The sequence below is a fragment of the Pseudomonas sp. GW821-FHT09C10 genome, assembly GCF_059418085.1.
The window spans coordinates 40,532-66,273 of record NZ_JBWKPE010000019.1 but is presented as its reverse complement, the minus strand read 5'-3'; the positions used below and the strand labels follow the sequence as shown (position 1 = coordinate 66,273).

Genomic DNA, 25,742 nt, shown 5'->3' with positions numbered 1-25,742 from the left:
GCTAAAAACCCGCGCAGTTTAACGCGAGTCGGGGCGTATTTCCTCCTATCAGAGGATTTAAACCCAATAGAGTTCATGGACTTTATTTAACGTGCCACCGGTGGCTTGCGCAGCAAACTGTAGGCCATGCCTCCCAGCGCCGCCACGCCGAGCAGTAATACAGCCCAGAGTCCGAGTTTTTTCCAGTTCGGCCCGCTGTCGACAGCCGCCGGGACCGGTGGCGAAGTGACCGCGACGGCCCCGGCCACCTTGGCCTGTCCCAAGGTGTTGAGGCGCTCGGCGGTGTAATCCGGGATCAGCGTCGACAACGGCAGGTTCGCCGCCGTCACCGAGGCATCCCCCAGCGCCAGCGTGAACGGCGGCTCGCCCCGCGCCAGGAACACCAACTGCGTGGCGCGCACCGCGAAGCGCAGGGCCGGCGCTTCGACGCCCAGGCCACCGCCGCGCTCGTCGACCTGCAACTTGAGTTCGGTGACCGTCTGGCCGGGCAGTTGCAACTCGTCCTGCACCACGTCCTGGCCATTCTGGGTCAGGCGGTAGAGCAGACCATTGCTCAGCGGCTGCCAGGCTTGATTGCCATCGCGTCGCCCCGCCAAGGTCACCGGCGCCAGCGTATTGGCCTGCTTCAGCTCGACACGCAAGCGTTCGACACCCAGCCCGGTGGGCAACTTCCACGTGTACTCACCCGCCTTGAGCCGCGTGCCCGAGAGCGGCTGCGACCAAACCAGCGGCAGCGGCAGGCTGCTGCTGGTGGCACTGGCCAACCTGGCCGAGGTCAGCAACGGCGCCGCCTGCCCCTTCCACACCAGGCGCAGGTAACGCGCGGACTGGCCCGGCAAACTGACCTCATGCTGCTCGACCCGCTCGTCGGCAAACGACAAACGCGCCACTTGCCCATCCCCCCAGGATTGCCAGTGCTGCAAGTCATCACTGGCTTCAATGCTGAAGCGCTGGAAGCCTTCCTGCTCGCGGCTCCAGTCCAGGCTCAACTGCTGCAACGGCGCCTTGATTTTACTGGCATCGAGCACCCAGCCACGCAGCACCTGCTTGCCGGGCTTGGGTGCGGTGGACGGTTTGATTTCCACCAGGGTGCCTTCGGCCGTGGTTTTCATCACCACACCGGGCAAGGTTGCCTGGGTGTCGGCGGCGTACAGCGGGAACCACTTCACGTCGGTGACTTCACGACTTTCGGTGCGTTGCGACGCTTGACGCGCCAGCGCGTAGGCCTGGGGTTCACCGGCGGCGTTGAACACGCGCACATCGCTGAGATCAGCCTGGCGCGCATTCAGTTGCACGTCCAAGGGCAACTCAAGGCGATACCAGGGGCCGTTGCCGCTGACACTCAGCGCCACCTGGCTGCTGAAGTCGGCCGGCGTTTCCTGCGCCCACGCCGACAATGTCGTACAGATGCCCAGCACGACCACGCTCAACTTACCGATCAAGAGGATGCTCCTTCAGTTTCCAACACAGGTTCGGCACGCTTGGGCGGCAGCGGCGCAAAGTAGCCCACCACCAGCAACAACCCGCCCACGCCGATAAACGACACGATCCGCGCCAGGCCGCCACGGTTGCTCAGCTCGACGAAGAACAGCTTGGCCACCACCACCGCGATCAGCACCGCGCCGATCAACCAGACTTCGCGGCGATGGCGCAGGTGGCCGCCGATCATCAGGCCGAGGGCGATCAGGGTCCAGACAATCGACAGGCCGGCTTGCACCAGCATCGATTCCAGCAACCCATCCAGATGGAACGGCACGCCGCCCCAGTGGTGGGCGGTGCGCATCACCAGGGCCGTAAAGAACGCGAACAGCGAAACACCGGCAATGCCTTGGGCGATCAATTCAGCACGCGGCCCGCGCTGCGGCGCCACGCTGCGCGACCACAGGTACACGCCCAGCAGCGCAAACAGCAAGCCCAGGTCCAGCGGGTTGAGCAGCGGCACATAGGGCAATGGCTCGGCCGTGCCGTCACTGAAGGTATTCGCCAGCCAGAACCAGCCCAGCATCAGTACCGCCAAGGGCAGCGCCGCCAACACGCGATATTCCCGTCGATACGCCGACACCGGCCACGGCCAGTTGCGCGGTGCGGCAGCCAGCACCAGGTACAGGCTTGGCAGGATCGCCCAGCCCAGCCAGCGCCAGGCGTTGTATTCGCTCGACAGCAACAACAGGCCGTAGCGCAACTCCAGCGCCAATACGCCGATCAACATCCAGCCACCCAACACATGAGCAACGCTCAGGACGGTGGCCGGCACCAGCGTCGCCAAACGCCGCAGCGCGATGAAATGCACCCCAAACACCGCCAGCCAGGCCAGCCAGCCGTAGTGCGCTGCCGGGTGGTAATAATTATGCGCAGACACCAGCAAAACCATCCCCGCCGCCGGCATCAACAGGCTGCAGAGCATGCCCAGTGACGCCCAGCGCAGGCGCGTCGCGAGCAACGCCCAGATCGCCACGCTGACCGCGGCACTACCCAGCAGGCACGCACCCCGCAGCTCATCGGGTATAAACCGCAGCACTTCAGCGATCAACGCCAACGCCCACCACGCCGCGCCCCACACCAGCAGCAGGTCAGAGAGGCGTTGCAGCTTGAGCACGGCAAACACCGGCGCATGGGGTTCACGCTGCAGGCGCCAGGCGCCGATCAAGGCGGCCAGGCCCAGCACCATCGGTGTCCAGAAACCGCTGTGCCCCAGGGGACGCACGCCCTCGCTGGTCAAAGGCCCGAGCAGCTCCGGCACCGCCAGCAGGAACGACGCGCCGCCGATCACTTGCAGCAGTAACCCGAACACAAAACTGACGCGCTGTTGCAGGTACAGGCTCAACCAGATGATCAACAACCCACTGGCCGCCCACACACCGCTGGCGCTTTCCCATGGCAGTACAAACAGCACGGCGAGGTTGATCAGCACCAACCCGGCCAGCAGCACCACGGACAGCCCACGCAACAGCCGTACATCGCTGCGCACCATGTCGTCGCGCGCCGCCAGCAGCATGCCGCCGATCAACGCCAGGCCGATCAACGACGCGCTGAGCAGGCCGCTCCAGCCGGCGTTGAATACCGCTGCCGAGTCGCCGCCTTGCAAGCGCAGCAGGAACAACGCCCCGCCCAGCAGTTGCACGGCGAACGCCGTGAACAGGAACGTGCGCGAGCCAATCCGCAAGCCGATGAACAGGGTCGCCAGGCCGGCGAGCGCCCAACTGATGGCAGTGCCTTGAGTCAGCAACAGCAGCGGCGCGAGCAGGTACACGAAGGTCAGGCCGAGGCTGGCCAGAACCGGCAGGCCCTTGCGCTCCCACTCCGCCGCCTGCTCCGTCGCGGCCCTGCGCAGTTGGTCGAAGCTGAACAGCAAGGCCGCGCCCAGCAGCAACGCCCCCAAGGGCGCCCCATCCAGCAGCGTGTGCTCGCCGATGCGCAGCTCACTGAGAAACGCCAGCGCCGAGCCCAATTGCAGCAACAGGCCAAATGCCCGCGCCAACGGCCGCTGCTGGCGCAAGCCGAGCCAGAAGATCCCGGCACCTTCCACCGCCCAGGCGGCTGCGGTCCAGCGTGCATCAAGGCCCAGGGGAATCGCCAGGCTGGCAAAGATCACCCCCAGGGCCAGGCAGGTTTCCGCCAGCAGCAAGGCGCGCCCGCCATTGAGTACGCTGGCCAGGCCCATGTAGAGGATGCCCAGGCCCAGCGCGCTGAATGCTGCGGCGAACTCAAGGTGCTGCACCAGCGCAAACTGCAGGCCAAACCCCACCAGCGGCGGGCCGAACAGCATGCTGCCATCGACGTAGTCGCCTTTGGATGCCGACCAGCGCAACAACGCATCACGGCCTTCGGGCGCGTCGCCCATCTCCCGCAACTTGCGCCGGGCGAACAACAGGCCGATAGCCAGGTACATCAGGAAAAACAGGATCAGGAACGGCTCGGTACTCCACAGCAGTTCCGGCGTATAGGAACGCATGCCCCAGGCAAAGCCGATACCGAAGGTGCCGACAAAGCCGATCAGGTTGAGCAAGCGCCAGGCCTTGAACCAGGCGATGGCGAGGATACCGGCATTGAGCAGGGCAAAATAACTGAACAGCGCGACATGATTACCGGCGCCGGTGGACGTGAGGATCGGCGCCGCGAAGCCGCCGAGCGCGGCCGCACAGGCCAGTCCCAACGCATCCTGGGTAATCGCCAGGATCGCCGAGAACACCGTGACCGCCACCAGCAGACCCAGCGCCGCGCTCGGGTCGATCAACGGGTGCAGGCGCATCGCGGCAAACACCGTCAGGTACAGCACCGCGATCCCGGTGCCTTGCAGCATCAAGCCGTAGTTACTGTTACGCAACCGCAGCCACCAGCCCAGGCCCAACAGGCCAAGGGCCGCCGCGGCAACGCCGGCGTAACGCAGTTCGATCGGCACCACCATGCCTTCGGTGGCGTAGCGCAACAGGAAGGCCAGGCCTAGAAACAGCAGCACCACGCCGACACGCAGCACGGTGTTGCCACCAAACAGCCAATTGCGTGCGCCGCCGATGGCGCGTTCGATCAGGTTTGGGCCACGGGGAGCGGCAGGTTCTTGAGGCGGGCGTGGCGTCGGGGCAGGCGTCCAGACGTCATCCGGCAATGGCTGGCTCGGTTCGGCGACCATGGCGACAGGTGCCAATTCAGCCGGCAGCTCCCACACCAGTTCAGGCACCTTGGCGACAGGTGCCGCCTCAGGCACAGGCGTTTCGACGATGACAGGGCGTGTCGGGGTGGGTACTTCCAGTTGCCGCAGGCGCTCACCCAGGGCGATCAACGCCTTCTGCGTGGTTTCCAACTGAACAGCCTGTTGCTGCGCCTGGGTCGCCAGCTTCGACAGGCGAATCGCCTGGCCGATGCCCAACCCCAACAGCGCACCGATGCCCGCATCATAGAACGACTCATCGAGCGTCCAGCCGAGCACCAGGCCAATCAGCATGAAAATCCATTGCATGGTCGATATTCCCTAAGCAAACCGGCGCTCAGTATATCGACGCGCAACTAATGTGGGAGGGGGCTTGCTCCCGATAGCGGTGTACCAGTCGACATATTTGTCGACTGACACTCCGTCATCGGGGGCAAGCCCCCTCCCACATTTTGTATTGCGGTGTTTAGTCGAGGGCTTTCCAGATTTCAGTGGCGTACTCGCGGATCGTCCGGTCCGACGAGAACCAGCCCATGCGCGCGGTATTGAGCACCGCAGAACGCCACCACGCCTTGGAATCATGCCAATGCGCTTCGACCCGCGCCTGGGCGTCCCAGTAGGAATCGAAGTCGGCGCAGACCAGGAAGCGGTCGTAGTCGATCAACCCGTCGATCAAGCCCACATAGCGGCCCGGATCGTCCGGCGAGAACACCCCGCCGCGAATCGCTTGCAGCACATCGTTCAGACGATGGGACGCCGCAATATCGGGCCCGGCGTTGAACTCACCGGCATGTTTACGTGCCTCCACCTGTTGCGCACTGAGGCCGAAAATAAACATGTGATCGGCGCCCACACGCTCGTGCATCTCCACGTTGGCGCCGTCCATGGTGCCGATGGTCAGCGCGCCATTGAGGCCGAACTTCATGTTGCTGGTGCCCGAGGCTTCAAAGCCGGCGGTGGAGATCTGCTCCGACAAGTCCGCCGCCGGAATGATGCTTTCCGCCAGGCTGACGTTGTAGTTGGGCAGGAACACCACCTTGAGCAGGCCGCGTACGGTCGGGTCGTTGTTGACGGTGCGCGCGATATCGTTGGTCAGCTTGATGATCAACTTGGCCTGGTGATAGCTGGCCGCCGCCTTGCCCGCGAAGATCTTCACCCGTGGCACCCAGTCGGTACCCGGCTCGGCACGGATTGCCTGGTACAGCGCCACGGTGTGCAGCAGGTTGAGCAACTGGCGCTTGTATTCGTGGATGCGCTTGACCTGCACGTCGAACATCGCCGCCGGGTTCACCGAAATGCCCAGGCGCTCATGGATGATCTCGGCCAGCGCACGCTTGCTGTGCAGGCGCTGGTCGGCGAAGGCTTTGCGGAAGGTCTGTTTCTCGGCGAAGGTTTCCAGCTCGCCCAGGCGGGTTTCGATGGTGTCGAGAATGTCCGGGCCCAAGGCTTCCACCAGCATATCGGTGAGCTTGGGGTTGGCCTGGTACAGCCAGCGGCGGAAGGTAATGCCGTTGGTCTTGTTGTTGATGCGCTCCGGGTAGAGCTTGTGCAGTTCGGAGAACACCGTGCTGCGCATCAGCTGGGTGTGCAGGCCAGACACGCCGTTGACGCTGTGGGAGCCGAGGAACGCCAGGTTGCCCATGCGTACACGGCGGCCGTTGTCTTCTTCGATCAGGGACACGGCGCGCAGTACGTCGAAGTCATGGATGCCCTTGGCGCGCAGCGCATCGATGTGCTGGGCGTTGATCAGGTAGATGATCTGCATGTGCCGGGGCAGCATGCGCTCCATCAGGCCGACCGGCCAGGTTTCCAGAGCCTCGGGCAACAGGGTGTGGTTGGTGTACGACAGGGTTTCGACGGTGACATCCCACGCGGCTTCCCACGGAATGTCGTGCAGGTCGACTAACTGGCGCATCAACTCGGCCACGGCGATCGAGGGGTGGGTGTCGTTGAGCTGGATCGCCGCATGTTCGCCCAGGCTCAGGACCGAGCCGTGCATGTTTTTGTGGCGACGCAGCAGGTCTTGCAAGGAGGCGGCGACGAAGAAGTATTCCTGGCGCAGGCGCAGTTCCTGCCCCGCTTCGGTGCTGTCCGCCGGGTAAAGCACTCGGGAGATGCTCTCGGCGCGGGCCACTTCGGCGACGGCGCCCAAGTGGTCACCGGCGTTGAAGCGTTCCAGATGCAGGTCTTCCACCGCGCGGGCACGCCACAGGCGCAAGGTATTCACGCTGGCGCCGCGCCAGCCGACCACCGGGGTGTCGTAGGCAACGGCGCGCACGGTTTCGTTGGGCGTCCACACCTGGATCAGCTTGCCGGAGGCATCCGGCAGGGTCTCGACGCTGCCGCCAAAGCCAATCGGGTAAATCACCTCGGCACGCTCGAATTCCCACGGGTTGCCGAAATCCAGCCAGCGTTCGGTCTGTTCCTGCTGCCAGCCATCGACAATCGCCTGGCGGAACAAGCCGTGCTCATAACGAATGCCATAACCGTGACCGGCGATGCCCAAGGTCGACATGCTTTCCATAAAGCACGCGGCCAGACGGCCGAGGCCGCCGTTGCCAAGCGCCGCGTCGGGCTCCAGCAGGCGAATGCGCTCGAGGTCCACACCCAGCTCGGACAAGGCTTCGCGAGCGATCTCCAGCACGCCGAGGTTGCTCAGGCTGTCGTAGAGCAGGCGGCCGATAAGGAATTCCAGGGAGAGGTAATACACCCGCTTCTGGCCTTTGCGGTAGATACGCCGCGTGTGATCCATCCAGTGGTCGACCATCTGGTCGCGGGCGGCCAGGGCAATGGCTTCGAACCAGTCGTGGTCGAAGGCATGGTCCGGGTCTTTGCCCACCGCGTAGGTGAGTTTGGTCAAGACAGCATCGCGGAATGCGGCTACCTCTGCTTCTCGTGCAAGCGGTTCCTGAGACATCGGTGTGACCTCGGGCGAGATTGAAGGAGTTGCTAGAGCCTAGTCGGTCTGACAGACGGTAGACGCTCTGGTTCGGCAGTTTTTTAACTCATTCACCTTTAATACGCTTTTGATGCAGGGGTCGTGCCCGATCAGCCCTCGTCCGCGCCTTTGAGCTGAAACCCGTAAAATATTGTTCAAAAAACCACCAATCCCGGTATGATCGCGCGCCCGGATACCGCCCCACCTTTTGGAACCCTGATGAAGCCTCAACTGATCGCCGCCGCGGAACTCGACCGTCTCGAGACTTGGCAGAAATATTCCGCCCATATGTGCGGCGGCTGCGTGTCCAGCTGCTGCACGCTGCCGGTTGAGGTGAAGATCAAGGACCTGATCCGCATTGGTATCGTCGATGAATTCGAGCGCGGCGACCCGCCGAAGAACATCGCCAAGCGGTTGCAAAAGGAAGGCATCGTCGAGCGCTACAACAACAAATCCGAGATTTTTACCCTGCAGCGCATGAGCAACAACGACTGCCTGTACTTGGATCGTAAGACGCGCTTCTGCACTATTTATGACAAGCGCCCGGATACTTGCCGCAACCACCCGAAGATCGGGCCGCGCCCGGGGTATTGCGCGTACAAGCCGAAGGAAGTGGTGCGCGAGACCAAGTTCAAGACCCTCGACAAGTTCTGATTCGGGTTTTGTGGGGCTCTCAAGGGCCCTATCGGGGGCAAGCCCCCTCCCACATTTTGATCTGTGAACACATTCAAAGGTGGGAGGGGGCTTGCCCCCGATGAGGCCAGTACAGCCACCCCAAAATCTGCAGGCATAAAAAAACGCCCCCGGCCTTTCGACCGGGGGCGTTTTTCATTCAGCCTGAGTTAACTCAGTTCTTGGCTTTCTTGGCAGCGCGGGTACGCTCGCCTTCGTCCAGGATCTTCTTACGCAGGCGGATCGACTTCGGCGTCACTTCGCACAGTTCGTCGTCCTGGATGAATTCCAGGGCCTGTTCCAGGGTGAAGCGAACAGGTGGAACCAGGGCGATGGTTTCGTCTTTACCCGAAGCACGCATGTTGTCGAGCTTCTTGCCTTTGGTTGGGTTGACGCCCATGTCGTTGTCACGGCTGTTCAGACCAACGATCTGGCCGTTGTAGATCTCTTGACCGTGTTCAACGAACAGCTTGCCACGCGCCTGCAGGGTTTCCAGGGAGTAGGTCAGTGCCTTGCCGGTTTCAACCGATACCAGAACACCGTTCTGACGGCCGGACATGTCGCCGGACTTCATGGTGTCGTAGCGATCGAAGATCGAGGTCAGGATGCCAGCACCGTTGGTCAGGGTCAGGAACTGGTTACGGAAACCGATCAGACCACGAGCAGGGATGTTGTATTCCAGACGCACACGGCCTTTGCCATCCGGCACCATGTTGGTCAGGTCGCCCTTACGCAGGCCCATCTCTTCCATGACCTTGCCCTGGGATTCTTCAGGGGTGTCGATGGTGACGTTTTCGAACGGTTCCTGCTTCACGCCGTCAACCTGACGGATGATCACTTCAGGACGACCAACGCCCATTTCGAAGCCTTCGCGACGCATGGTTTCGATCAGTACCGAGAGGTGCAGCTCACCACGGCCGGAAACCTTGAACTTGTCAGCCGAGTCGCCTTCTTCAACGCGCAGTGCAACGTTGTACAGCAGCTCTTTGTCCAGACGTTCCTTGATGTTACGGGAAGTCACGAACTTGCCTTCTTTACCGCAGAAAGGCGAGTCGTTTACCTGGAAGGTCATGGAAACGGTTGGCTCGTCGACGGTCAGAGGCTTCATCGCCTCGACAGTGTCCGGGTGGCACAGGGTGTCGGAGATGAACAGCGAGTCCATGCCGCTGATGCACACGATGTCGCCGGCTGCCGCTTCTTCAACGTCGATGCGGTGCAGACCGTGGTGACCCATCAGCTTCAGGATACGACCGTTGCGCTTCTTGCCGTCGGCACCGATAGCCACAACCGGGGTGTTCGGCTTGACGCGACCACGAGCGATACGACCAACGCCGATAACACCCAGGAAGCTGTTGTAGTCCAGTGCGGAGATCTGCATCTGGAACGCGCCGTCACGGTCAACAGCCGGTGCAGGTACGTTGTCGACGATCGACTGGTACAGCGGAGTCATGTCTTCGGCCATGTCGGTGTGGTCCAGACCGGCAATGCCGTTCAGGGCCGAGGCGTAGACGACTTTGAAGTCCAGCTGTTCTTCGGTGGCACCCAGGTTGTCGAACAGGTCGAAGATCTGGTCCAGAACCCAGTCCGGACGCGCGCCTGGACGGTCAACCTTGTTGATGCACACGATCGGACGCAGGCCGGCTTCGAACGCCTTCTTGGTCACGAAACGGGTTTGCGGCATAGGGCCGTCTTGAGCGTCAACCAGCAGCAGAACGGAGTCAACCATCGACATTACGCGTTCTACTTCGCCGCCGAAGTCGGCGTGGCCCGGGGTATCCACGATGTTGATGTGGTAGCCGTTCCAGTTGATAGCGGTGTTTTTTGCCAGGATGGTAATACCGCGCTCTTTTTCCTGGTCGTTGGAGTCCATCACGCGCTCGTCGTTGAGCTCGTTGCGCTCCAGGGTGCCGGATTGACGCAGGAGTTTGTCTACCAGGGTGGTTTTACCATGGTCAACGTGGGCAATGATGGCGATGTTACGTAGATTTTCGATCACTTGTGTATCTCGATCAGAGGATTCGGTGTGCTGACAGGTCGTGGCAGCGATTAACAGTAGAGTCAGGCCTTGCCGTTACAGCTTGACGGCAGAGTCGGGGGGCCGGTGACGCAGGCCACAGGCAAACAGCCCCGGGCTCTTAGCTCGGTCGATAAACGCGCACATTGGCATGCCCCTCACTGAGCAAATGGTGGGCATGCAGGCGACTCATCACGCCTTTGTCGCAATACAGCAGGTACTGACGGCTGTTATCCAGTTCCTTGAAACGCGCGTTCAATGCATAGAACGGCAGCGTTTGTACGTCGATGCCGGCGATTTCCAGCGGCTCATCTTCAGCGGCATCCGGGTGACGGATGTCGATGACGATCTGGCCGGCCAGGGCTTCGCTGACTTCTTCGATCTGCACATCCTGGCCCAGTTCGTCGATAACACGATCGATCGGGACCAGCTTGGCGTTCTCGAGCGCACGCTCCAGAACCGCCATATCAAACTGTTGTTCTTCGTACTCCACGCGGTTGCGCTTGGCGTGGGTCTTGGGGTTCACCGAAATGACCCCGCAGTATTCAGGCATGTGCTTGGCAAAGTCGGCGGTGCCGATTGTTTCTGCCAAGTCGATGATGTCCTGCTTATGGCTGGCGATCAGCGGGCGCAGTACCAGCTTCTCGGTCACGCAGTCGATCAGCGACAGGTTCGGCAGCGTCTGGCTGGAAACCTGGGAAATCGCTTCACCGGTCACCAGCGCGTCGATCTGCAACTGATCGGCGATTCGGGACGCAGCGCGCAACATCATACGCTTCAATACTACGCCCATATGACTGTTATCGACTTTACCGAGAATTTCGCCCAGCACTTCCTCGAACGGTACGCTCACAAATAGCACGCGCTGGGAGCTGCCGTACTTCTTCCAGATAAAGTGCGCAACTTCCATCACGCCCAATTCGTGTGCACGCCCGCCCAGGTTAAAGAAGCAGAAGTGGCTCATCAGGCCGCGGCGCATGATCTGGTAGGCCGCCACCGTGGAATCGAAACCGCCGGACATGAGGACCAGGGTCTGTTCCAGGGCGCCCAGCGGGTAGCCGCCGATGCTGTCGTGCTGGCTGTGAATCACAAACAACCGTTGGTCGCGAATTTCCATGCGCACTTCAATTTGCGGCGCCTTGAGGGAAATTCCGGCGGCGCCGCACTCGCGACGCAGCTTGCTGCCGACGTATTTCTCGACGTCCATGGAACTGAACGGGTGCTTGCCGGCACGCTTGCAGCGCACCGAAAAAATCTTGCCTTCAAGGCTGTCGCCGAAGTGCCGTTTGCATTTTTCGGTGATGTCGTCGAAGTCCCCCAGGGGGTACTCATCCACCTGCAGGAAATGCGCGATACCCGGCATGCAGCTCAGGCGCTCGGTCATGTCCTTCAAGGCTTTGGCGTCGGTCAGGCGGGTTTCCAGCTCGAGGTTGTCCCACACACCGTTCACCACCACAGCCGGGTCCAGATCGCGGAGCACGGCACGGATGTTCTTGGCCAACTGACGGATGAAACGCATCCGTACCGGTCGGCTCTTGATGGTGATCTCGGGGAAGACTTTAACGATTAATTTCATGGAAACAGCGCGCGCAGGGCCTGCCGAAAAAGGGGGGCGCGGATTATAGCGGAAATCGCTCAAGGTTTAACCAGTTAATATGCACAACACTCGACTCGCACTAAAGAGGTGCGTTTGCACTCGCGAACGCCACATTGCGGTGCGCTAATTTCGGGCATTTGTCGCAATGCACCTTTATAGGGGCGTTTTTGGAGCAAAAAACCCATGTTGGCGCACTGGCATGCAATTTGCTCTCTTGTGAGGCAGGTTGCCATGGCGGACTATCCGCGCCGGCATCACCCACATTCTAAGGGCTAACTCCACTACCCCAGCCCGAAGCCACCCGGAGGACACTATGTCGAAGTCGGTTCAACTCATCAAAGATCATGACGTTAAATGGATTGATCTGCGCTTCACGGACACCAAAGGCACTCAGCACCACGTGACCATGCCGGCTCGCGACGCGCTGGATGATGCTTTCTTCGAAGAAGGCAAAATGTTCGACGGCTCCTCCATCGCTGGCTGGAAAGGCATCGAAGCCTCCGACATGATCCTGATGCCGGACGACAGCACTGCCGTCCTCGACCCGTTCACCGAAGACCCAACCCTGATCATCGTCTGCGACGTGATCGAGCCTTCGACCATGCAAGGCTACGACCGCGACCCACGTGCGATCGCCAAGCGTGCCGAGGAATACCTGAAGTCCACCGGTATCGGCGACACCGTATTCGTAGGCCCGGAGCCGGAATTCTTCATCTTTGATTCGGTCAAGTTCAAGTCCGACATCTCCGGCTCCATGTTCAAGATCTTCTCCGAACAAGGTTCGTGGATGTCCGACCAGGACGTGGAAGGCGGCAACAAAGGCCACCGTCCAGGCATCAAAGGTGGCTACTTCCCGGTTCCGCCGTTCGACCATGACCACGAAATCCGTACCTCCATGTGCAACGCCATGGAAGAAATGGGCCTGGTCATCGAAGTTCACCACCACGAAGTGGCGACTGCCGGCCAGAACGAAATCGGCGTTAAGTTCAACACCCTGGTGGCCAAGGCTGACGAAGTCCAGACCCTGAAGTACTGCGTACACAACGTGGCTGATGCCTACGGCCGTACCGCTACCTTCATGCCTAAGCCGCTGTACGGCGATAACGGTTCGGGTATGCACGTTCACCTGTCCATCGCCAAAGAAGGCAAGAACACCTTCGCTGGCGAAGGTTATGCCGGCCTGTCCGACACCGCCCTGTACTTCATCGGCGGCATCATCAAGCACGGTAAGGCCCTGAACGGCTTCACCAACCCGTCGACCAACTCCTACAAGCGTCTGGTCCCAGGTTTCGAAGCACCGGTCATGCTGGCCTACTCGGCTCGCAACCGTTCCGCCTCGATCCGCATTCCTTACGTGTCCAGCCCGCGCGCTCGCCGTATCGAAGCTCGCTTCCCGGATCCAGCAGCCAACCCATACCTGGCTTTCGCTGCCCTGGTCATGGCCGGCCTGGACGGTATCCAGAACAAGATCCACCCTGGCGACGCCGCCGACAAAAACTTGTACGACCTGCCGCCTGAAGAGGCCAAAGAGATCCCACAAGTGTGCGGCAGCCTGAAAGAAGCCCTGGAAGAGCTGGACAAGGGCCGTGCGTTCCTGACCAAAGGCGGCGTATTCAGCGACGACTTCATCGATGCCTACATCGAGCTGAAAAGCGAAGAAGAAATCAAAGTACGCACCTTCGTACACCCACTGGAATACGAGCTGTACTACAGCTGCTGATCCGGTAGCGCTGCTTGACGCAGCGTGATGAAAAAGGCCTCCTTCGGGAGGTCTTTTTTTTGCCCGCACCCTAGGAGGTCACCTCTTGAAGCGTCTACTCGCATTCACTTTATTGTTCGCCAGCGCCAGTGCATTCGCTGCACCGCCGACACTGGCGCCATTACTCAACAGCATCGCCGAACGCCTGGCCATTGCCGACCAGGTGGCCCTGAGCAAATGGGACAGTAAAAAACCGGTAGAAGACAAAAAGCGCGAGCAGGACGTGCTCGCCAGCGTCGTTGCCCAGGCACCGAGTTACAAACTGGAGCCCGCCGCCGCCGAGCAATTTTTCTCGGCGCAGATCGAGGCAAACAAGCTGGTGCAATACACCCACCTGTCCGACTGGCAGTTCCAGGGCAAGGCACCCGACGACCCGCGCCCGGACCTGGTGAAGCAGATTCGCCCGCAACTGGATCAATTGCAAAAACGCCTGCTGCAACAACTCGCGGACTTCACGCCACAACGCAGCGACCCGCAGTGCCCTCAATGGCTGGCTGAAGCGGTGCATGAGCCGCTGAACGACCCGTTGCGGCAGCTGGCGATGATTCGCGCCACAGCCGAGCTATGTATCCACAAAGACTGAATCTGTCACCCGCCCCAAACATGTGGGAGCTCCTCCCACATTGGATTTGTGTGAATTCGCCACTTCCTGAACAACCTTCACAAAACCGCACTATATTGGTGCGACATCCCGCACCCTTCCCACTGGCTCACACCATTTTGGTTCGAAACTTCCCGAGCAGGCTGGCAGAACGCCACAGTTTCGCGCCTTAACCCCTTATTTCAGGGGATTCACGCTTCTTTTCGGAGCCTTGGTTTGGTTTTTGCATTTTCCTTGTATCAGCGTGTGCCTCAAGCCCGCGCCTTGCTCCAAAAGAGGTCCCGATGACCATCAGCGATGCACTGCACCGTTTGCTACTCGACAACCTGACCACCGCGACCATCCTGCTCAATGACGACCTGCGCCTTGAGTACATGAACCCGGCGGCAGAGATGCTCCTGGCCATCAGCGGTCAGCGCAGCCATGGGCAGTTCATCAGCGAATTGTTCACCGAGTCGGCCGAAGCCTTGAGTTCGTTGCGCCAGGCAGTGGAGCAGGCACACCCGTTCACCAAACGTGAAGCGATGCTCACGGCACTGACCGGCCAGACGCTGACCGTCGACTACGCCGTAACCCCGATCCTGAGCAACGGCGCGACCCTGCTGCTGCTCGAAGTGCACCCCCGCGACCGCTTGTTGCGCATCACCAAGGAAGAAGCCCAGCTGTCCAAGCAGGAGACCAGCAAAATGCTGGTGCGCGGCCTGGCCCATGAGATCAAGAACCCGCTGGGCGGCATTCGCGGCGCGGCGCAGTTGCTGGCCCGTGAACTGCCGGACGAGCACCTCAAGGACTACACCAACGTCATCATCGAAGAGGCCGACCGCCTGCGTAACCTGGTGGACCGCATGCTCGGCTCCAACAAGCTGCCGTCGCTGGCGATGACCAACGTGCACGAAGTACTGGAGCGCGTCTGTCAGTTGGTAGAAGCCGAAAGCCAGGGCTGCATCACCCTGGTGCGCGACTACGACCCGAGCATTCCCGACGTGTTGATCGACCGCGAGCAGATGATCCAGGCGGTGCTCAACATTGTGCGCAACGCCATGCAGGCCATCAGCAGCCAGAACGAGCTGCGCCTGGGCCGCATCAGCCTGCGCACCCGTGCCCTGCGCCAGTTCACCATCGGCCACGTGCGCCATCGCCTGGTAACCAAGGTCGAGATCATCGACAACGGCCCGGGCATTCCTGCGGAACTCCAGGAAACCATTTTCTTTCCCATGGTCAGCGGCCGCCCGGACGGTACCGGGCTGGGCCTGGCCATTACCCAGAACATCATCAGCCAGCACCAGGGTCTGATCGAATGTGAGAGCCATCCCGGCCACACCACATTCTCGATCTTTCTGCCTCTGGAACAAGGAGCCCCATCGACATGAGCCGTAGTGAAACTGTGTGGATCGTCGATGACGACCGTTCTATCCGCTGGGTCCTCGAGAAAGCCTTGCAACAGGAAGGCATGACCACCCAGAGCTTCGACAGCGCCGACGGGGTGATGAGCCGCCTGGCGCGCCAGCAGCCCGACGTGATCATCTCCGACATCCGCATGCCCGGCGCCAGTGGCCTGGACCTGCTGGCGCGGATTCGCGAGCAGCACCCGCGCCTGCCGGTGATCATCATGACGGCGCACTCGGACCTGGACAGCGCTGTCGCGTCCTATCAGGGCGGTGCCTTCGAGTACCTGCCCAAACCGTTTGACGTGGACGAGGCCGTGGCGCTGGTCAAGCGCGCCAACCAGCACGCCCAGGAACAGCAGAACCAGGAAGCTCCGCCGACCCTGACCCGCACCCCGGAAATCATCGGTGAAGCGCCGGCGATGCAGGAAGTGTTTCGCGCCATCGGGCGCTTGAGCCATTCCAACATCACCGTGCTGATCAACGGCGAGTCGGGTACCGGTAAAGAGTTGGTGGCCCACGCCCTGCACCGCCACAGCCCGCGGGCGGCCTCGCCGTTTATCGCGCTGAACATGGCGGCGATCCCCAAGGACCTGATGGAGTCCGAGCTGTTCGGCCATGAGAAAGGCGCGTTCACCGGCGCAGCCAACCTGCGTCGCGGCCGCTTCGAACAGGCGGACGGCGGCACGCTGTTCCTCGATGAAATCGGCGACATGCCGGCCGACACCCAGACCCGCCTGCTGCGCGTACTGGCGGACGGCGAGTTCTACCGCGTGGGCGGGCACACACCGGTCAAGGTCGATGTGCGCATCATCGCCGCGACTCACCAGAACCTGGAAACCCTGGTGCACGCCGGCAAGTTCCGTGAAGACTTGTTCCACCGTCTCAACGTGATCCGCATCCACATCCCACGGATGTCGGACCGCCGCGAAGATATCCCGACCCTCGCCCGCCACTTCCTCAGCCGCGCCGCCCAGGAGCTGGCCGTCGAGCCGAAGCTGCTGAAAAGCGAGACCGAGGAATACCTGAAGAACCTGCCGTGGCCCGGCAACGTGCGCCAGTTGGAGAACACCTGCCGCTGGATCACCGTGATGGCGTCCGGCCGCGAAGTGCATATCGGCGACCTGCCGCCGGAACTGCTGAGCCTGCCGCAGGATTCGGCACCGGTGACCAACTGGGAACAGGCGTTGCGCCAGTGGGCCGACCAGGCCCTGGCACGCGGCCAGTCGAACCTGCTGGACAGCGCCGTACCGGCCTTCGAGCGGATCATGATCGAAACCGCCCTCAAGCACACCGCCGGCCGCCGTCGCGATGCCGCCGTGTTGCTGGGTTGGGGTCGCAATACCTTGACGCGCAAGATCAAGGAGTTGGGCATGAAGGTGGATGGTGGTGATGACGATGAGGGCGACGACGCCTGATCTCCCATCTACCGAGGTCTAATGTGGGAGCAAGCCCCCTCCCACATTGGACCTCCACACGGACTCAGAACCGTGCACCGCTTCAATGCACCCTGTTCTAGCATCGTGCACACGTTCCAAGCCCGAAACAAGCGTTTTGTTAAGAAAATACTGAACCCCGAAAACACCAAAGCCCCGTATTCCGGGGCTTTGCGCTTTCTGGAGAATTTTTTTGGCACAACTCAGCCACTCTGGCACGCGCCCTGCAATAACCCCAGTACAACCCAGTTTCGGGGACCTTGGTACAGGCAGGCCGAGAATCCCCTCTTTACACCCGGGGTGCTTGATGCGAACCGCGTCGCGCTCCACGCCGCTTTCGGGAACCTCGGTACAGGCAGGCCGGGGATTCCCTCTTTAACACCGAAGCCTCTGGCTTCACCCCGTTTTGGGAGCCCTGGTACAGGCAGGCCGGGAACTCCCTCTTTTATTGCTCTTGGAGATGGATCTCCAGCCGCCAGCGGTCATCCACCTCCTCGCCCTTCCACTCCCCGCGCAACGGCCGAGCCGCCACCAGGTTCAGCAGCAAGCCCGCATCGGTCTTGCGCACGCGCCAGTTCACATCCTTGTCGTTGACCTTGAGCTGCCCGCTGGCGGCTTTGCCTTGTGCATCGAACAACAGCGCCACGGTGCCGTCGATGTGCTCGCCGTGCAGCTTGGGTTCGCGGTTGAACCACACCACTACACCGTCCGCCGCCGTCTCTATCTGCTGCAACTCGATCGGGTCAGGGGTGGTCAGGCGACCGATCATCAGGCCCACCATCAGGCCGACAATCGCCAATGAGCCCATGACCCTCGGCATTAGCTTCGGTCTTGGGTCTTCTTCAGGGGTAGAATGCAGCGCATCTTTGCCTTCGGAGCCGTGCATGTTTCACGTCATCCTTTTTCAACCAGAAATTCCGCCGAATACCGGCAACGTTATCAGGCTGTGCGCCAACAGTGGCTGCCACCTGCATTTGATCGAGCCCCTGGGCTTCGACATGGACGACAAACGCCTGCGCCGTGCCGGCCTGGACTACCACGAGTACGCCACCCTGCAGCGCCATGCCGACCTGGCCAGCTGCCTGGAAAGCCTGGGCCACCCACGGCTGTTCGCGTTCACCACCAAGGGTTCGCGACCGTTCCATGATGCCAGCTTCGCCGAAGGCGACGCCTTCCTGTTCGGCCCGGAAAGCCGTGGCCTGCCGGCCGACGTACTCGACGCCCTGCCGGACGGGCATCGCCTGCGCCTGCCGATGCGCGAAGGCTGCCGCAGCCTGAACCTGTCGAACACCGTGGCCGTGGCCGTCTACGAAGGCTGGCGCCAACTCGGCTTCAAATAGCACACATAACAAATGTGGGAGGGGACTTGCTCCCGATGGCGGAGTGTCAGTCGACATCTACGTGACTGATCCACCGCTATCGGGAGCAAGCTCCCTCCCACATTGGGTTCTGCGTCGGGCTCGAGATTACTGAACCGTCGGCGCGCCTTCCTGTTGCATGCGCTGCAGCTCCTGAGCGTACAGGGCATCGAAGTTCACCGGAGCCAGCATCAACGCCGGGAACGAACCACGGGTGACCAGGCTGTCCAGGGTCTCGCGGGCATACGGGAACAGGATGTTCGGGCAGAACGCACCCAGGGTGTGGCTCATGGACGCTTCGTCCAGGCCCTGGATCAGGAAGATACCGGCCTGTTGCACTTCAGCGATGAAGGCCACTTCTTCGCCATTCTTGACGGTGACCGACAAGGTCAGCACGACTTCGTGGAAATCGCCTTCCAGTGCCTTTTGACGGGTGTTCAGGTCCAGGGCAACGCTTGGGGTCCATTCCTGGCGGAAGATAGCCGGGCTTTTCGGCGCTTCGAACGACAAGTCACGCACGTAGATACGCTGCAGCGAAAATTGTGGGCCTTGGGCTTCTGCTGCTTCGGTGTTCTGTTGGTCAGTCATCGCAGATCCTTCTTGATCTTGGGGTCTTTTAGGGGTTAGGAGTCAGACGAGCAGCAGCGCATCGAGTTTACCGGCGCGCTCCAGGGCAAACAGGTCGTCGCAACCACCGATGTGTTTGGCGCCGATCCAGATCTGCGGCACCGACGTGCGCCCCGCCTTCTGGGCCATTTCGGCACGCACCTGGGGTTTGCCATCGACCTTGATCTCTTCGAAGGCAACGCCCTTTTTCTCCAGCAGGGCCTTGGCCCGCATGCAGTAAGGGCACCAATCGCTGGAATATACGACGACCTGGCTCATATCACTTCACCAGCGGCAGGTTATCGGCGCGCCAGCTGCTGATGCCACCGGACAGCTTGGCGGCGGTGAAACCGCTCTTGAGCATCTCGCGGGCGTGGGTACCGGCGTGCTGGCCCTGGGCGTCGACCAGGATGATGGTCTTGGCCTTGTGCTTTTCCAGCTCGGCCAGGCGCGCGATCAGCTTGTCCTGAGGAATGTTCAGGGCACCGACGATGTGGCCGGCGGCGAAATCCTTGACTGGGCGGATATCCACCACAATGGCCTCATCCTTGTTGACCAGCGCGGTCAGCTCCGACGTGCTCAGGCTGCGGCCACCACGGCTCAATTCGTGAGCGATCAGCAGCGCCAGCAGGATGACGAAGGCACCCACGAGCAGATAGTGGGCAGTGGCAAATGCAATCAGGTGATCAACCATCAAGGAGGTTCCAGGGCGTTAAAATGGCGGTAAGTATACACAGCCGTCAGGGGGGGCCAACCCCCGTAAGGCGGTGACGTGGTCGGAACTTCGCTTTAAACTGCCACTCCCTTTTCAATTGCCTTCCTTTATTACCGCCGCGAGAGGATCTATGACTACTACGCCTAAACCTTTGGTCCTGATAATTCTCGATGGCTTCGGACACAGTGAAAGCCACCACGACAACGCGGTGTACGCGGCCAAGAAGCCCGTACTCGACCGCCTGACCGCGACGGTGCCCAACGGCCTGATCTCCGGCTCGGGCATGGACGTGGGCCTGCCGGACGGCCAGATGGGCAACTCGGAAGTCGGCCACATGAACCTCGGCGCCGGACGAGTGGTCTATCAGGACTTCACCCGCGTGACCAAATCGATCCGCGATGGCGAGTTCTTCGAGAACCCGACCCTCTGCGCAGCGGTAGATAAAGCAGTGGCCGCCGGCAAAGCCGTGCACTTCATGGGCCTGCTGTCCGACGGCGGCGTTCACAGTCACCAGGACCATCTGGTGGCAATGGCCGAGCTGGCCTTCAAGCGCGGCGCCGACAAGATCTACCTGCACGCCTTCCTCGATGGTCGCGACACCCCGCCAAAAAGCGCCCAGTCCTCCATCGAGCTGCTGGACGCCACCTTCGCCGCCCTGGGCAAGGGCCGCATCGCCAGCCTGGTGGGCCGCTACTTCGCCATGGATCGCGACAACCGTTGGGACCGCGTGTCCCAGGCCTACAACCTGATCGTCGACGGCCAGGCCGAATTCCACGCCGCCACCGCCCAGGAAGGCCTGGAAGCTGCCTACGCCCGTGGCGAGAGCGATGAATTCGTCAAGGCCACCACCATCGGCGAGCCGGTCAAGGTCGAAGACGGCGACGCCGTGGTGTTCATGAACTTCCGCGCCGACCGTGCCCGCGAGCTGAGCCGTGTGTTTGTCGAAGACGGTTTCAAGGAATTCGAGCGGGCGCGCCAGCCAAAAGTCCAATTCGTGGGCCTGACCCAGTACGCCGCCAGCATCCCGGCTCCCGCAGCGTTTGCCGCCGGCAGCCTGGACAACGTGCTGGGCGACTACCTGGCGAAGAACGGCAAGACCCAGCTGCGTATCGCTGAAACCGAAAAATACGCCCACGTCACCTTCTTCTTCTCCGGCGGCCGTGAAGAACCGTTCCCGGGCGAAGAACGCATCCTGATCCCATCGCCGAAAGTCGCCACCTACGACCTGCAGCCGGAAATGAGCGCGCCGGAAGTCACCGACAAGATCGTCGACGCCATCGACCACCAGCGTTACGACGTGATCGTGGTCAACTACGCCAACGGTGACATGGTCGGCCACAGCGGCAACCTGGAAGCTGCGACCAAGGCTGTGGAATGCCTGGACCTGTGCGTCGGCCGCATCGTCGACGCCCTGGAAAAAGTCGGCGGCGAAGCGCTGATCACCGCCGACCACGGCAACTGCGAGCAGATGTCCGACGAAACCACCGGCCAGGCCCATACCGCCCACACCACCGAGCCGGTGCCGTTCATCTACGTCGGCAAGCGCGATTTCAAAGTGCGTGAAGGCGGCGTGCTGGCGGATGTGGCGCCGACCATGCTGATGCTGATGGGGTTGGAGAAGCCCAAAGAGATGACCGGGACCTCAATTCTGGTCTGATCTCAACAAACATGTGGGAGGGGCTTGTCCCTTCCCACATGGGATCTGCGGTGTTTGGCAGATGTCTTTTTGCCATACCACCGCCGCTCGGCACCTATCTTGCCTTCCAGGCCGAATTGGGCGTTTTTTTTGCAGCGCTTGGCGGGCATACTAGGCCGTCCCTTTCCCTGGTGTCGCCCGCCTCTATGCTTCGCGCCTTGATTACCCTCGCTCTTGTCTGCCTGCTCCAACCGGCGTTTGCCGACGAGCGCGCACAAACTCAACAACAGTTGGACGCTACGCGTCAGGACATTACCGAGCTGAAAAAACTGCTCGGCAAGCTCCAGGAAGAAAAATCCGGGGTGCAGAAAGACCTGCGCGGCACGGAAACCGAAATGGGCAAGCTGGAGAAGCAGGTCCAGGAGCTGCAAAAAGAACTAAAGAAGAGCGAGTCGGAACTGGAGCGACTCGACGCTGAGAAAAAAAAACTCCAGAGCGCACGCGTTGAACAGCAACGCTTGATCGCGATCCAGGCCCGCGCCGCCTACCAGAGCGGCCGCCAGGAATACCTCAAGTTGCTGCTCAACCAGCAGAACCCGGAGAAATTCGCGCGCACCCTGACCTACTACGACTACCTGAGCAAGGCCCGCCTGGAGCAATTGAAAAGCTTCAACGAGACCCTGCGCCAGTTGGCCAATGTCGAACAGGAAATCGCCAACCAGCAGTCGCAGCTGGAGGACCAGAAAGCCAGCCTCAACGCCCAGCGCGACGAGCTGGACAAAGTCCGCAAGGAGCGCCAGCTGGCCCTGGCCAAGCTCAATGACGACGTGAAGGCCCGCGACGCCAAGCTGCAGGCCCGCGAGCAGGACCAGGCCGACCTGGCCAAAGTGCTCAAGACCATCGAAGAAACCCTGGCACGCCAGGCACGCGAGGCCGAAGAAGCGCGGCAAAAAGCGCTGATCGCCCAGCAGGAAGCGGAAAAAAAGCGCCAGCGTGAGGCCGAACTGGCAGCCACCAGCGACGCCCCGGCGCCGCGCAAACCGGTACATTCCGCCCCTGGCCCGCTGGTTTCCAGTGCCGGCGAGTCGTTCGGCGGGCCTTTTGCTTCAGCCCGCGGCAAACTTCCATGGCCGGTTGATGGTCGACTGCTGGCACGCTTTGGGGAAACCCGGGGCGATGACACCCGAGCCAAGTGGGACGGAGTGATGATCAGCGCCTCTGCCGGCAGCCAGGTCCACGCCGTACATGGCGGACGCGTGGTGTTTGCCGATTGGCTGCGGGGCGCCGGTTTGCTGGTGATTCTCGACCACGGTAATGGCTATTTAAGCCTTTATGGCCACAATCAGACGTTACTCAAGTCGGCAGGTGATGTTGTAAAAGCCGGTGAATCCATCTCCACTGTCGGTAACAGTGGTGGCCAGGACACCCCGGCGCTGTACTTCGCTATTCGTCAGCAGGGTCGCCCGAGCGATCCCGCACAATGGTGCCGGTCCCAAGGATAGGGTCGCATCTACATTAGGAGTTCGTTCGACATGCTGCATTTGTCCCGCCTCACTTCGCTGGCCCTGACGATCGCCCTGGTCATCGGCGCGCCTCTGGCTTTTGCCGACCAGGCCGCCCCGGCAGCACCCGCCGCCACGGCCGCGACCACCAAGGCGCCATTGCCGCTGGACGAGCTGCGCACCTTTGCCGAGGTCATGGACCGGATCAAGGCCGCCTATGTCGAACCTGTAGACGACAAGACCCTGCTGGAGAATGCCATCAAGGGCATGCTCAGCAACCTTGATCCGCACTCCGCCTACCTGGGTCCGGAAGATTTTGCCGAGCTGCAGGAAAGCACCAGCGGTGAATTCGGCGGCCTGGGCATTGAAGTCGGCGCCGAAGACGGCAATATCAAGGTGGTCTCGCCCATCGATGACACCCCGGCGTCCAAGGCCGGCATCCAGGCCGGTGACTTTATCGTCAAGATCAACGGCCAGCCGACCCGCGGCCAGACCATGACCGAAGCCGTCGACAAGATGCGCGGCAAGATCGGCCAGAAAATCACCCTCACCCTGGTGCGCGATGGCGGCAACCCGTTTGACGTGACGCTCACCCGCGCGACCATCGTGGTCAAGAGCGTGAAGAGCCAGCTGCTGGAATCGGGCTACGGCTACATCCGCATCACCCAGTTCCAGGTCAAGACCGGCGAAGAAGTGGCCAAGGCCCTGGCCAAGCTGCGCAAGGACAACGGCAAGAAACTCAGCGGCATCGTGCTCGACCTGCGCAACAACCCGGGCGGCGTGCTGCAGTCGGCGGTGGAAGTGGTCGACCACTTCATCACCAAGGGCCTGATCGTCTACACCAAGGGCCGTATCGCCAACTCCGAGCTGCGCTTCTCGGCCACCGGCAACGACCTCAGCGAGAACGTGCCATTGGCCGTGCTGATCAACGGCGGCAGCGCCTCGGCCTCGGAAATCGTCGCCGGCGCCCTGCAAGACCAGAAGCGCGGCGTGCTGATGGGCACCACCAGCTTCGGCAAAGGCTCGGTACAAACCGTGCTGCCGCTGAACAACGATCGCGCCCTGAAGATCACCACCGCGCTGTACTACACGCCGAACGGCCGCTCGATCCAGGCCCAGGGCATCGTGCCGGACATCGAAGTGCGCAAGGCCAAGATCACCAACGAAATCGACAGCGAGTACTACAAGGAAGCCGACCTGCAAGGTCACCTGGGCAATGGCAACGGCGGTGCCGACCAGCCAACCGGCAGCAGCAAGAAAGCCAAGCCGATGCCGCAGGACGATGACTACCAGTTGGCCCAGGCGCTGAGCCTGCTCAAGGGCCTGAGCATTACGCGCAGCCGTTGATATGCGTGTTGCCCTGATCATCGCTGTGCTGTGCAGCCTGGCAGGGGTCGCCCAAGCGACCCCTGCCGGCGAATCCCACAAAGCCTACCTGACCCTCATTATCGACGACCTGGGGCAAAACCTGCCCCGGGATCGTCGCGTGCTGGCCCTGCCTGGGCCGGTGACCACGGCGATCATGCCCGACACGCCCCACGCCGCCGAATTCGCCCGCGAAGCGCACAAGGCCGGCAAGATCGTGATCCTGCACATGCCCATGGACCCCGCCACCGGCCCGTTCGCCTGGCACCCTGAACTCTCCCTCGAAGAACTTGGCCAACGCCTGGACGCCGCCTTCAAGGCCGTGCCCTACACCGCCGGCATCAACAACCATATGGGCAGTCGCATGACCGCCCAGCCGGCCGCCATGGCCTGGCTGATGGCCGAACTGCAGCGGCGCAACAAGTTCTTCGTCGACAGCCGCACCAGCGCACAGACCGTGGCCGCCGCCGAGGCGCAGAAGATCGGCCTGGCCCATGTCTCACGGGATGTATTCCTCGATGATGAGCGCACCGAAGCGGCGATTGCCACGCAGCTGCAAACCGCGATCAAGCTGGCGCATAAACAGGGTTCGGCGGTGATGATCGGCCACCCCTATCCGCAGACGCTGGCGGTGCTCGAGCGCGAATTGCCCAAGCTCCAGGCCCAGGGCATCGAGTGGATTGATATCAAGCTGATGATCAGTGTGCGCAGCAATCAAGCCATGGCGGGGCACGGCAAGAACGGCGTCTACCGCTACAAATAGTCCGCCATGATCTGTTCCACCCGCCCTTCAGAGCGCAACTGATCCAACGCTGCCTGCAGCCTGGCCACCGTCTCATCCGGCACATCCTTGTTCAGCGCCAGGTACAACTGGGCACTGTTGAACCGCAGCACAGTCTTGAGCCCGGTCACACCGACCTGGCGCGCCAGGTAACGCCCGGCCGGATCGCCGGTAGCCCACAGGTCGATCTGGCCATCCACGAGCTTTTGCGCGTTGTCCTGGTCACGCAACACCACCACCGGGTTAAGGCCCTGCTTCTCCAGGGTCTCGGCGATGGCATCGCCTTTATAGGCGCCGATCCTGTAGCGGCGCGCGTGCTCCAGGTCGTCGAGCTGGATCTTGCTGTCGGCCTTGGCCAGCAGCACCCAGTCGTCCGGGCCGATGGGGCCGACCCACTTGAACAGCGCTTCCCGATCCGGCAGGCGCGCCATCACAAACACGCCATAGCCGGGTTTCTCCAGGGCGAGCTTGTAGATCCGCTCCCAGGGAAAACGCAGGGTGAGATTGTAGGAAATGCCGGCACGCTTGAAGGTTTCGCGCACGATGTCCACGGCGATGCCTTCGATGTTCTCGTCCCTGGCGAAGTTCTTGCCGTTCTTGGCCATGTTGTAGGGCGGGAAATTTTCCGTCAGCAATACCAGGGAGGCGTCGGACGGCTCTTCGGCGTGGGCTGCACTCACCATGAAGATGGAGGTGCTGGCGAGGGCAAGCAGCAGGGTCTTGAACATGAAG

Annotated in this window: 20 protein-coding genes; 10 read left to right on the top strand and 10 right to left on the bottom strand. The window is 61.6% G+C overall.

Annotated elements, in window-relative coordinates; genetic code table 11:
- Nucleotides 1-86: 86 nt before the first annotated feature.
- The 3 genes from AC07OT_RS28090 to AC07OT_RS28080 all read right to left on the bottom strand — a co-directional run bounded on the left by AC07OT_RS28090 (nucleotide 87) and on the right by AC07OT_RS28080 (nucleotide 7,562).
- On the bottom strand, nucleotides 87-1,439 hold the full coding sequence (locus tag AC07OT_RS28090; RefSeq protein WP_495109626.1) for a DUF3999 domain-containing protein: 1,353 nt from the start codon (nucleotides 1,437-1,439) through the stop codon (nucleotides 87-89).
- Nucleotides 1,439-4,954: a DUF2339 domain-containing protein gene (locus AC07OT_RS28085; RefSeq protein WP_495109604.1), complete on the bottom strand. Its 3,516-nt coding sequence runs from the start codon at nucleotides 4,952-4,954 to the stop codon at nucleotides 1,439-1,441. The genes AC07OT_RS28090 and AC07OT_RS28085 overlap by 1 nt, the downstream gene beginning before the upstream one ends.
- 157 nt (nucleotides 4,955-5,111) lie before the next feature.
- A complete protein-coding gene (locus AC07OT_RS28080) occupies nucleotides 5,112-7,562 on the bottom strand; it encodes a glycogen/starch/alpha-glucan phosphorylase (RefSeq protein WP_115486501.1) in 2,451 nt (816 codons plus the stop codon).
- Nucleotides 7,563-7,802: 240 nt separating this feature from the next.
- Between AC07OT_RS28080 and AC07OT_RS28075 the strand changes: the two genes are divergently transcribed.
- Complete coding sequence (locus tag AC07OT_RS28075) at nucleotides 7,803-8,237, top strand: YkgJ family cysteine cluster protein (RefSeq protein WP_024072902.1); 435 nt, start codon at nucleotides 7,803-7,805, stop codon at nucleotides 8,235-8,237.
- Nucleotides 8,238-8,430: 193 nt separating this feature from the next.
- Here AC07OT_RS28075 and typA read toward each other — a convergent pair whose 3' ends face one another.
- Both typA and thiI read right to left on the bottom strand, forming a co-directional pair.
- On the bottom strand, nucleotides 8,431-10,251 hold the full coding sequence (gene typA, locus AC07OT_RS28070; protein ID WP_010213863.1) for a translational GTPase TypA: 1,821 nt from the start codon (nucleotides 10,249-10,251) through the stop codon (nucleotides 8,431-8,433).
- A 139-nt stretch (nucleotides 10,252-10,390) separates the two neighbouring features.
- Nucleotides 10,391-11,845: a tRNA uracil 4-sulfurtransferase ThiI gene (gene thiI, locus AC07OT_RS28065; protein ID WP_065940748.1), complete on the bottom strand. Its 1,455-nt coding sequence runs from the start codon at nucleotides 11,843-11,845 to the stop codon at nucleotides 10,391-10,393.
- Nucleotides 11,846-12,179: 334 nt separating this feature from the next.
- Between thiI and glnA the strand changes: the two genes are divergently transcribed.
- The 4 genes from glnA (at nucleotide 12,180) to ntrC (ending at nucleotide 17,029) form a co-directional block, all read left to right on the top strand.
- A complete protein-coding gene (gene glnA / locus AC07OT_RS28060) occupies nucleotides 12,180-13,586 on the top strand; it encodes a glutamate--ammonia ligase (protein WP_024072899.1) in 1,407 nt (468 codons plus the stop codon).
- Nucleotides 13,587-13,671: 85 nt separating this feature from the next.
- Nucleotides 13,672-14,208, top strand: coding sequence for a chorismate mutase (locus AC07OT_RS28055; RefSeq protein ID WP_495109603.1), 537 nt, complete (start codon nucleotides 13,672-13,674; stop codon nucleotides 14,206-14,208).
- A 302-nt stretch (nucleotides 14,209-14,510) separates the two neighbouring features.
- Nucleotides 14,511-15,596 carry a nitrogen regulation protein NR(II) gene (gene glnL / locus AC07OT_RS28050; protein ID WP_024072896.1) on the top strand — a complete coding sequence of 362 codons (1,086 nt, stop codon included), beginning with the start codon at nucleotides 14,511-14,513 and terminating at the stop codon, nucleotides 15,594-15,596.
- Entirely contained in the window at nucleotides 15,593-17,029 is a 1,437-nt protein-coding gene (ntrC, locus tag AC07OT_RS28045) for a nitrogen regulation protein NR(I) (RefSeq protein WP_027605069.1), read from the top strand. The genes glnL and ntrC overlap by 4 nt, the downstream gene beginning before the upstream one ends.
- Nucleotides 17,030-17,492: 463 nt before the next feature.
- On the opposite strand, the gene AC07OT_RS28040 is transcribed toward ntrC, so the two are convergent.
- Nucleotides 17,493-17,933: a hypothetical protein gene (locus AC07OT_RS28040; protein ID WP_169899736.1), complete on the bottom strand. Its 441-nt coding sequence runs from the start codon at nucleotides 17,931-17,933 to the stop codon at nucleotides 17,493-17,495.
- Here AC07OT_RS28040 and AC07OT_RS28035 point away from each other — a divergent pair.
- Nucleotides 17,932-18,387 (top strand): tRNA (cytidine(34)-2'-O)-methyltransferase, encoded by a 456-nt coding sequence (locus tag AC07OT_RS28035; RefSeq protein ID WP_046070509.1) that lies wholly within the window; start codon nucleotides 17,932-17,934, stop codon nucleotides 18,385-18,387. The genes AC07OT_RS28040 and AC07OT_RS28035 overlap by 2 nt on opposite strands.
- A gap of 126 nt (nucleotides 18,388-18,513) precedes the next feature.
- On the opposite strand, the gene secB is transcribed toward AC07OT_RS28035, so the two are convergent.
- Genes secB through AC07OT_RS28020 form a run of 3 tightly spaced genes read right to left on the bottom strand, consistent with a single transcriptional unit; the run spans nucleotide 18,514 to nucleotide 19,705 of the window.
- On the bottom strand, nucleotides 18,514-18,993 hold the full coding sequence (gene secB / locus AC07OT_RS28030; protein ID WP_014716520.1) for a protein-export chaperone SecB: 480 nt from the start codon (nucleotides 18,991-18,993) through the stop codon (nucleotides 18,514-18,516).
- 42 nt (nucleotides 18,994-19,035) lie between these two features.
- A complete protein-coding gene (grxC, locus tag AC07OT_RS28025; protein ID WP_010213876.1) occupies nucleotides 19,036-19,290 on the bottom strand; it encodes a glutaredoxin 3 in 255 nt (84 codons plus the stop codon).
- Nucleotide 19,291: 1 nt separating this feature from the next.
- Nucleotides 19,292-19,705 (bottom strand): rhodanese-like domain-containing protein, encoded by a 414-nt coding sequence (locus AC07OT_RS28020; RefSeq protein ID WP_027605071.1) that lies wholly within the window; start codon nucleotides 19,703-19,705, stop codon nucleotides 19,292-19,294.
- A 151-nt stretch (nucleotides 19,706-19,856) separates the two neighbouring features.
- Here AC07OT_RS28020 and gpmI point away from each other — a divergent pair, with 151 nt between their 5' ends.
- From gpmI to AC07OT_RS28000, 4 genes are all read left to right on the top strand, one after another.
- Nucleotides 19,857-21,383, top strand: coding sequence for a 2,3-bisphosphoglycerate-independent phosphoglycerate mutase (gene gpmI, locus AC07OT_RS28015; protein WP_115486507.1), 1,527 nt, complete (start codon nucleotides 19,857-19,859; stop codon nucleotides 21,381-21,383).
- A 185-nt stretch (nucleotides 21,384-21,568) separates the two neighbouring features.
- Nucleotides 21,569-22,864, top strand: coding sequence for a murein hydrolase activator EnvC family protein (locus tag AC07OT_RS28010; RefSeq protein ID WP_495109602.1), 1,296 nt, complete (start codon nucleotides 21,569-21,571; stop codon nucleotides 22,862-22,864).
- 30 nt (nucleotides 22,865-22,894) lie between these two features.
- Nucleotides 22,895-24,211 carry a S41 family peptidase gene (locus tag AC07OT_RS28005; RefSeq protein ID WP_065940744.1) on the top strand — a complete coding sequence of 439 codons (1,317 nt, stop codon included), beginning with the start codon at nucleotides 22,895-22,897 and terminating at the stop codon, nucleotides 24,209-24,211.
- Nucleotide 24,212: 1 nt separating this feature from the next.
- Complete coding sequence (locus AC07OT_RS28000) at nucleotides 24,213-24,992, top strand: divergent polysaccharide deacetylase family protein (RefSeq protein WP_027605075.1); 780 nt, start codon at nucleotides 24,213-24,215, stop codon at nucleotides 24,990-24,992.
- Here the strand turns inward: AC07OT_RS28000 and AC07OT_RS27995 are convergent.
- Entirely contained in the window at nucleotides 24,983-25,738 is a 756-nt protein-coding gene (locus AC07OT_RS27995) for a substrate-binding periplasmic protein (RefSeq protein WP_065925754.1), read from the bottom strand. The genes AC07OT_RS28000 and AC07OT_RS27995 overlap by 10 nt on opposite strands.
- Nucleotides 25,739-25,742 lie beyond the last annotated feature (4 nt).